The sequence below is a fragment of the Shewanella sp. genome, from assembly GCF_051658185.1.
Classification (GTDB): domain Bacteria; phylum Pseudomonadota; class Gammaproteobacteria; order Enterobacterales; family Shewanellaceae; genus Shewanella.
In genome coordinates, this window is record NZ_JBOFMC010000438.1 from 1 (window position 1) to 7,133 (window position 7,133).

Annotated in this window: 4 protein-coding genes; 2 read left to right on the forward strand and 2 right to left on the reverse strand. The window is 49.5% G+C overall.

The genetic code is table 11. From position 1 onward, the window contains the following. The first annotated feature begins 869 nt into the window (after positions 1-869). Positions 870-2,534 (forward strand): mechanosensitive ion channel family protein, encoded by a 1,665-nt coding sequence (locus ACRCZA_RS15970; RefSeq protein ID WP_438675379.1) that lies wholly within the window; start codon positions 870-872, stop codon positions 2,532-2,534. A gap of 133 nt (positions 2,535-2,667) precedes the next feature. Here ACRCZA_RS15970 and ACRCZA_RS15975 read toward each other — a convergent pair whose 3' ends face one another. Together ACRCZA_RS15975 and ACRCZA_RS15980 are read right to left on the reverse strand one after the other, a co-directional pair. Further along, complete coding sequence (locus ACRCZA_RS15975; RefSeq protein ID WP_438675380.1) at positions 2,668-4,380, reverse strand: formate--tetrahydrofolate ligase; 1,713 nt, start codon at positions 4,378-4,380, stop codon at positions 2,668-2,670. A gap of 589 nt (positions 4,381-4,969) precedes the next feature. Further along, the gene (locus ACRCZA_RS15980) at positions 4,970-5,815 is read right to left on the reverse strand and encodes a MaoC family dehydratase (RefSeq protein ID WP_438675382.1); all 846 of its coding nucleotides are present in this window, start codon (positions 5,813-5,815) and stop codon (positions 4,970-4,972) included. Between the two features lie 405 nt (positions 5,816-6,220). Here ACRCZA_RS15980 and ACRCZA_RS15985 point away from each other — a divergent pair, with 405 nt between their 5' ends. Further along, the gene (locus ACRCZA_RS15985; protein ID WP_438675381.1) at positions 6,221-6,994 is read left to right on the forward strand and encodes a methyltransferase domain-containing protein; all 774 of its coding nucleotides are present in this window, start codon (positions 6,221-6,223) and stop codon (positions 6,992-6,994) included. The last annotated feature ends 139 nt before the right edge of the window (positions 6,995-7,133 follow it).

Sequence of the window (7,133 nt, forward strand, 5' to 3'; positions counted from 1 at the left end):
CTAGCATTTCTCCGCGAAAACTTAGGACTTATCTTAGGTATTGTGATTTTCGGCGCTGTGATTTTAGGTGGAATTTACTATGTAGAACATTCATTAGAGAGCCAAGAGCAAGTCGTTCACTAAGCGGCTCACCGCATCTGCTAACGCCATGTCAGATGGCGTTAATGTCAGCTTGCTGCAACGCCGTAAAGACTCGCAACAACGCCATGTGACATGGCACGTAGACTCGCAGCGCCACATAACCACACCATGCCGCACGGCTACCGGCTCAGCCAGAGAATCAAGCGTGCTTCAACCCTCGTTGAGGCTCACGTTTCTGGTTAGCAAGACCGACGTTAGCCGCTGTATCGCCAGAGTGTCGCCGCGCCGCACTATCCTGCTTGCACGCGCCGCAATGCCCCCTGACCTGATAAAACACATGCATGACAACTTACCCCATCCATAATACTCTCCAGTGGGGGTAAACAAACATTCATCTTACCATCACGCCCGGTATAACCACTCTGATTGCATCAAGGTAATTGTCGCGAAACCCAGTAACAAGCAAACCCTGCTTCACCGTCAAACATGGTGTTTGAGTTGTAATATTTTACATCGCGGCCACTGAGTATTATTCGCTTTAATATGCTTATTGCAATCAAAAGACAACATTAAAACAACTTGCCAAAATAAAACGTACCGCCACTCAATCACTCGCAATTACGCCACGCCGCACATATAAACATCACGGTGAATTAACATAAAAATGATATTGCCATCAGACTTTCAACGTTTAGCGCGCGAATATTCAATTAACTCAAAGCGCTATTTTACAGATATCGAGCAAGCTTCTATCATATGTAGGCCCATTTATTCTAGAGATACACTGTATGCCCAAAGCTCTGATATTATTGCTGGCGCTTTTTAGTGCCAGTCTACTGACGTATAACACAAATACCTTCGCCGCAGACACAACTGCAGCAACTGGCGCCGCCCCTCAAGCTGCGGCGGTGCTCACGGATGCCCAAACAGAATTACTCGAATTACAACAATCCATTCATGCGGATATTGAGACCCTCAAATATACCAAGGGGGAACTCAACACTATTACTAAATTTAAAATTCAAAGCAAAACTGCGCTGCTGCGTAATCAAATTAAGTCGTTGCTAGATAAATCCGCCCCAGATACCGCATTTTTATTACCGCTTTTACAAGCGGAATTACAACATACTCAGCAAATCGACGCCTACTTAACTGAAAGCACCAATACTTTGGGGCAGCAACTGGGTACCAACAACGATAATAGTTTATTGCTGGCTATTTCTAAGATCGAACTTGAAAAAGACAACAACTTCAAACTGCAGCTCGAAACGTTAAATTGGCTTACACAAATAGGCCAAGATGTCAGTGCCGAGATCGCCACACTCAAAGCGACCTTAACCGCACGGGCCGATAACTTTGAAAGCTTTATCAACTACACCCAAGAGCAATTGCAAATCGCGGTCAATATTGCCACCAATGCGGGTAAAGATGTCACCGCTGAGCAAACCTTACGCGTGCAAACCCTCAAGGATCGCTTAGATCAAAACAGCCAAAGCTTAAGTATTGATATCAACTTACTCGACTCCCTCGGGCAAGATACCGCAAGCTTAAAAAAGACCTTGTTTAGTATTTCAGGGGATATCACCCAGGACGTATTAAATATTGACGTCGCCTCAAGCTTATTGGCCCATTGGTTAGATACCGCCCAAACCAAGTCGATTGAAAATGGCCCAACGGCGACCTTTAAGTTATTTATCTTTTGCTTGATTTTATTCGTCGCCAACCTCGCGGGCAAATTAGCGCAAAAGCTTGTCAAAAACATGGTGAGTAATTCCAAGCTTAATTTCAGTAAATTACTCCAAGACTTCTTCACCTCACTCTCGGCAAAAGCGGTCTTTACCATCGGCTTACTGATCGCTCTATCTCAGTTGGGGATTGAGCTGGGTCCATTGCTCGCCGGTTTTGGTATCGCGGGGGTGATCATCGGTTTTGCCCTGCAAGACACCCTGTCTAATTTTGCCTCGGGCATGATGATCCTGATCTATCGCCCCTACGATGTCGGTGATTTAATCAATGCGGCAGGGGTTTCTGGCCGGGTTAGCCACATGAGCTTAGTCTCGACCACGATTAAAACCCTCGATAACCAACGCCTGATCATCCCGAATAACAAAATTTGGGGCGATACCATTAACAATATCACCGCCGAAGAGCAGCGCCGGGTTGATATGGTCTTTGGGATCAGCTACAGCGACAATATCGAACACGCTGAAACCATTTTAAAATCTATCGTGGCAGCGCACCCTAAAGTGTTACCGACGCCTGAGCCAACCATTAAGTTGCACACCTTAGGTGAATCCTCAGTCGACTTTATCGTTCGCCCTTGGAGCAACCCCGAGGATTACTGGGATGTGTATTGGGATATTACCCGTCAAGTGAAACTGCGCTTTGATGCCGAAGGCATTAGCATTCCATTCCCGCAGCGTGATGTGCATATTTACCAAACAAATAAATAAGCACTGACCATCGGCCATCCATGGGATGCGCCGCACCATTAAAAAGCCGGGCGTGAGGGTTAACTCACGCCCGGCTTTTTTACTGGCGCCATTGAAGCTGAGCTTAGCTAAGCCAAACTAGGCTAGACATCAGCTAACCTAAGCCAACAACCTCCCCAGCCTCATCAATATCAATCTGTAAATATCCCGGTGTTAATCCAAGGCCTGGCATGGTCATCACATTCCCGACCAGAGCAGTAATAAAGCCTGCGCCCACATTCACATTAAAGGCGCGAATAGGCAGGATAAAATCTTGCGGCACGCCTTTTAGCGTTGGGTCATGGCTAATCGATAGCGGCGTTTTTGCCATGCATAACGGCAAATGCCCGTAGCCTTGCTCCGTCAGCTCAGCGAGCTGCTCCTTTGCCAGCGTGGATAAGCTCATCCCCGCCGCACCATAGCCAAGCTCACACAGTGTGGACAATTTGGCCTCGATGCTAGCGTCTTCTGGATAAAGCCAAGTAAATGCCGACTCACTTTCGGCGGCTGCCACCACAGTTTGTGCCAGCGCGGTGGCACCGGCCTCCCCTTGCGTAAAGGCATCACTTATCTCGCAGCCAAAAGCCGCCGTGGCCTTGACCGCATCCATTAACCATTGCAACTCGGCCTCGCTATCGGTGGCAAACCGGTTGATCGCCACCACCACTGGGACGCCATAGCGCACCACATTGTTAATGTGCCAATGTAAATTGGCAAAACCGGCCGCCAACCTCGCCTGATCCGGCGCATTGATATCGCGATCTGAGCTTAGGCCGCTGTTGGCCTTCAATGCCTTTAAGGTCGTCACCAATACCGCAGCGCTCGGCACTTGCCCCGATTGACGCACCTTAATATTGCAGAATTTTTCAAAGCCCATATCGGAGCCGAATCCAGCTTCGGTGACCACAAAATCGGCAAGCTTTAAGGCGATATTGTCGGCAATGATTGAAGAGTTACCATGGGCAATATTGGCAAAGGGGCCGGCATGGATAAAACAAGGCGCACCGTTTAAGGTCTGCATCAAGGTCGGCTTTAGGGCATCAACCATAATCGCGGCCATGGCACCCGCGACGCCAAGACAGTTAGCCGTAATACTGTCACCTTGACGATTAAGCGCCAGCACTAAGCGGCCAATGCGCGCACGCATATCCGCGACATCTTGGCTTAAGGCCAAAATCGCCATCAATTCTGACGCAGCGGTAATATCAAAGCCGGAGTCATACTCTGGCCCATTATTTTCTCCAAAGCCCACGCGAATATGCCGCAGACAACGATCATTATGATCCACCACCCGATGCCAGCGGATCTGCTCAGGATCGATATCTAAAAAGTCTAAGCCTGATTGCGCACAAAACTCATCCGGCCCTAAACGCGTTTCATGAAATAGCCGCGCGGCAATCGCCGCCGCCCCTAAATTGTGGGCGCTACTCACGGCATGAATGTCACCGGTCAGATGCAAATTGAGTTCTTGCATCGGCACAACTTGCGCGTAGCCGCCACCAGCGGCGCCGCCTTTTACCCCAAACACGGGGCCCATGCTCGGTTGCCGAATGCAAGCACAGGCCTTTTTACCGATGGCTTTTAAAGATTGGGTTAAACCGATACTGGTCACGGTTTTGCCTTCGCCATAGGGCGTTGGGGTAACCGCTGTCACTATGATAAGTTTGCCGTTTGGCTGGGCAGCTAAGCGCTGCTGCACCGCTAAATCCACCTTGGCTTTCGCGTGCCCAAAGGGAATTAACTCCTGTGCCTGCAGACCTAGCTCGGTACCGAGCTCCACAATATTGCGTAAATTGGCACGACGTGAAATAGCCATATCGGACAGCATGACTCGATTCTCCCTTATTGGAATTCTGACAACGTTCTGGGTTAATGTATGGCTAAGCGCAGCCGCAACGGAATGTTGAGCGGCGGATATTAGGTGATCCCTTCGCGGATATGTAGCCATCCGTGGGGTTAATCAGCCATTTTGTAATCTGCATCAAATAAACGACGCGCCATCGGGCAATCACCCAAAAACATATTCCTCAAAAACAAACAACCTGCAGTCACCATGGCCAAGATTCCAGCAATGCCGCGATGCGCGGCAGACTCGAAACGCGGGATGGGGAGTGATTCAACACGGCAGAAAGCGTGTAGGCTTGAAGGATTTAAGGATTGAAAGATTGAAGGATTTAAGGCTAAGGGGTGAACTGGAGCGCCCTAGGCTGGCAGCACGACTGCCGCGGCCAATAAGGCGCGGCCAGTTATTGCACACATGTGGGGCAAGGAGTTTGAGAGAGTACACTTTTTGTTAGCGCACGTTTTGTTAGTGCGCTTTTTGTTAGTGCGCTTTGAACATGCGTCATCTTAAATGCCCATGGTTTAAGAGCGCGATGAGTTAATCGCGCATTCACTTCCCTCTCATCCGCTAAGCATTATTGTTCGCTATCAGCAAACAACACTTTACCGCTTAAATGTGGCCGCCGGCCCTTACTGTCGCGCAGCTCAAATTCCCACTCATCCGGATGCTTGGCATAACCAAACCCGACTTCGGCCGGCATTAATAATGGCAACTTAAAGGCGACATCGACGGTAAAGGGTCGCGCGCCAATGTCTGGCATTAACTGCGCCAAACACCGCGCCTTAGACCACATGCCATGGGCAAGTACGCGATCAAACCCAAAACGCTTGGAGAGCACCGGGTGTAAGTGGATAAGGTTATAATCCCCTGAGGCCTTGGCGTAACGCCGCCCCAGGTCGTCACTCAATGTCCACTGCTGCGGCGATTCCCACGCCATACTTAACGCCCTCGGTGGCCGCACTCGTCGCCCTTGGTTTTCAATGCGATACAAATAGGTAGACAGCGACTCCCACACTAACTCTTGCCCGACAAAAGCCTTAGAGACAATCTCAAACTCAAGACCAACATCGGTTTGACGGCTGCTAACGACAGCGCACTCGAAGGAGTATGTCTCACTCAGGCGAACTTGCCGATGCACGCTGATCCGATTTTTAAGGTGGATCATCCCCAGCAGCGGAAAGGTAATACCCTCATGGGTAAAAATCACCGCATGCAGACGAAATGCCATCACATACAAATAGGTAGGTGGCAATACCTCACCATCAAACTGGAAACCACAGACCTCAGCGTATTGACTGACGTTGGCCTCGGACACAGTCACAGTGTCGACGCTCACCTTTATACAAGGCAATGGCTGCTGATCCCACCCGGGTTTACGGCCAAAAAATATCTTGCGATAAAGAGAAAACAGCGAAGGCATCGCGTTCAATTCAACACAATATGCATTATTCAAGTCGGTGTACCTTTTAGTTAACAATCCTTTAGCACAGTTCAATATGCCCTCGCCGCGCACAATCAGCCCGGATACTGTTTTCGTAAACATACGAGGGTAAAGCCGTCAAACGGTGTCTTAAAAGAGTGGAGCTGACTTATCGAATGGACAAAAAATGAGCCAAGTCGGTCAAAAGCGCTCGGATTATACCCTAGAGCAGCAAGCTATGTGTATCCCTAACTGCAACGCTAAAAAACCCTCCGAATAAAATCAAAACGTTAGATATTGACGCTGAAAAAACCGCCAACAGATCCCGCAAATCGCCTGCGCGCAGTGCCAAAACCCTGAAGCTATGACACACTAATGGCTTAGCTTCTTTGACTCTGTAGACCCGTGCAAGATAAAAATTTTGATAAACTCGCGCAGAAGTTCGCGAAAAATATTTACGGTACCCCCAAAGGGGAAATCCGGGCCAGTGTACTATGGCGCGATCTTAGCCCCGCGTTAAGCCAATTTGGCGAGCGTAAGTTACGCATTTTAGATGCAGGTGGCGGCTTTGGCTATTTCAGCCAAAAACTGGCTCGCCTAGGGCATGAGGTCATCCTGTGTGATATCTCCGCCGCCATGCTCGCCAAGGCACAGACACAGATTGAGGCCTCGCCAACACCATTAGATATCCGTTTAATCCACGCGCCGATTCAGGCACTGTCGGTCGAGGAGCATGGGAGCTTTGATCTCATCCTGTGCCACGCGGTGGTCGAATGGCTCGCCGATGCCAAAGCCACCATGACGGGCCTGCTCACCATGCTCAAGCCCGCTGGCTTGTTTTCTTTAATGTTTTACAACAAAGAGGCCATGCGCTTCCATGCCTTGGTCTCTGGCAATTTTGACTATGTGGCCGCGGATCTCGTGGTGAAGAAAAAAGTGCGCTTAACCCCCACCCACCCGCTGTATATCGATGATGTCAAACAGTGGTTTAACGATTGGAATATCAGCATCGAAACCCAATCTGGGGTGCGTGTGATCCATGATTATTTGAAAAAAAACCAAGCTGCAGACTTTGACTACGCCAAACTGCTGCAAATGGAACTCGAATATTCCCAACGTGAGCCCTACTTGTCACTGGGCCGCTATGTGCACTTTTTGGGTCGCAGCCAAGGCGCTTAAACCAAGCGCCGCACACATGGCGATTGATTGCCACTCCACCACCGCGACGGATTAGCTCAAGGGCGCCGCCAACATGGATGCCTTGAGCAAGCGGCAACTTGAGTAACTTGAGTAACTTGAGTAACTTGAGTAACTTGAG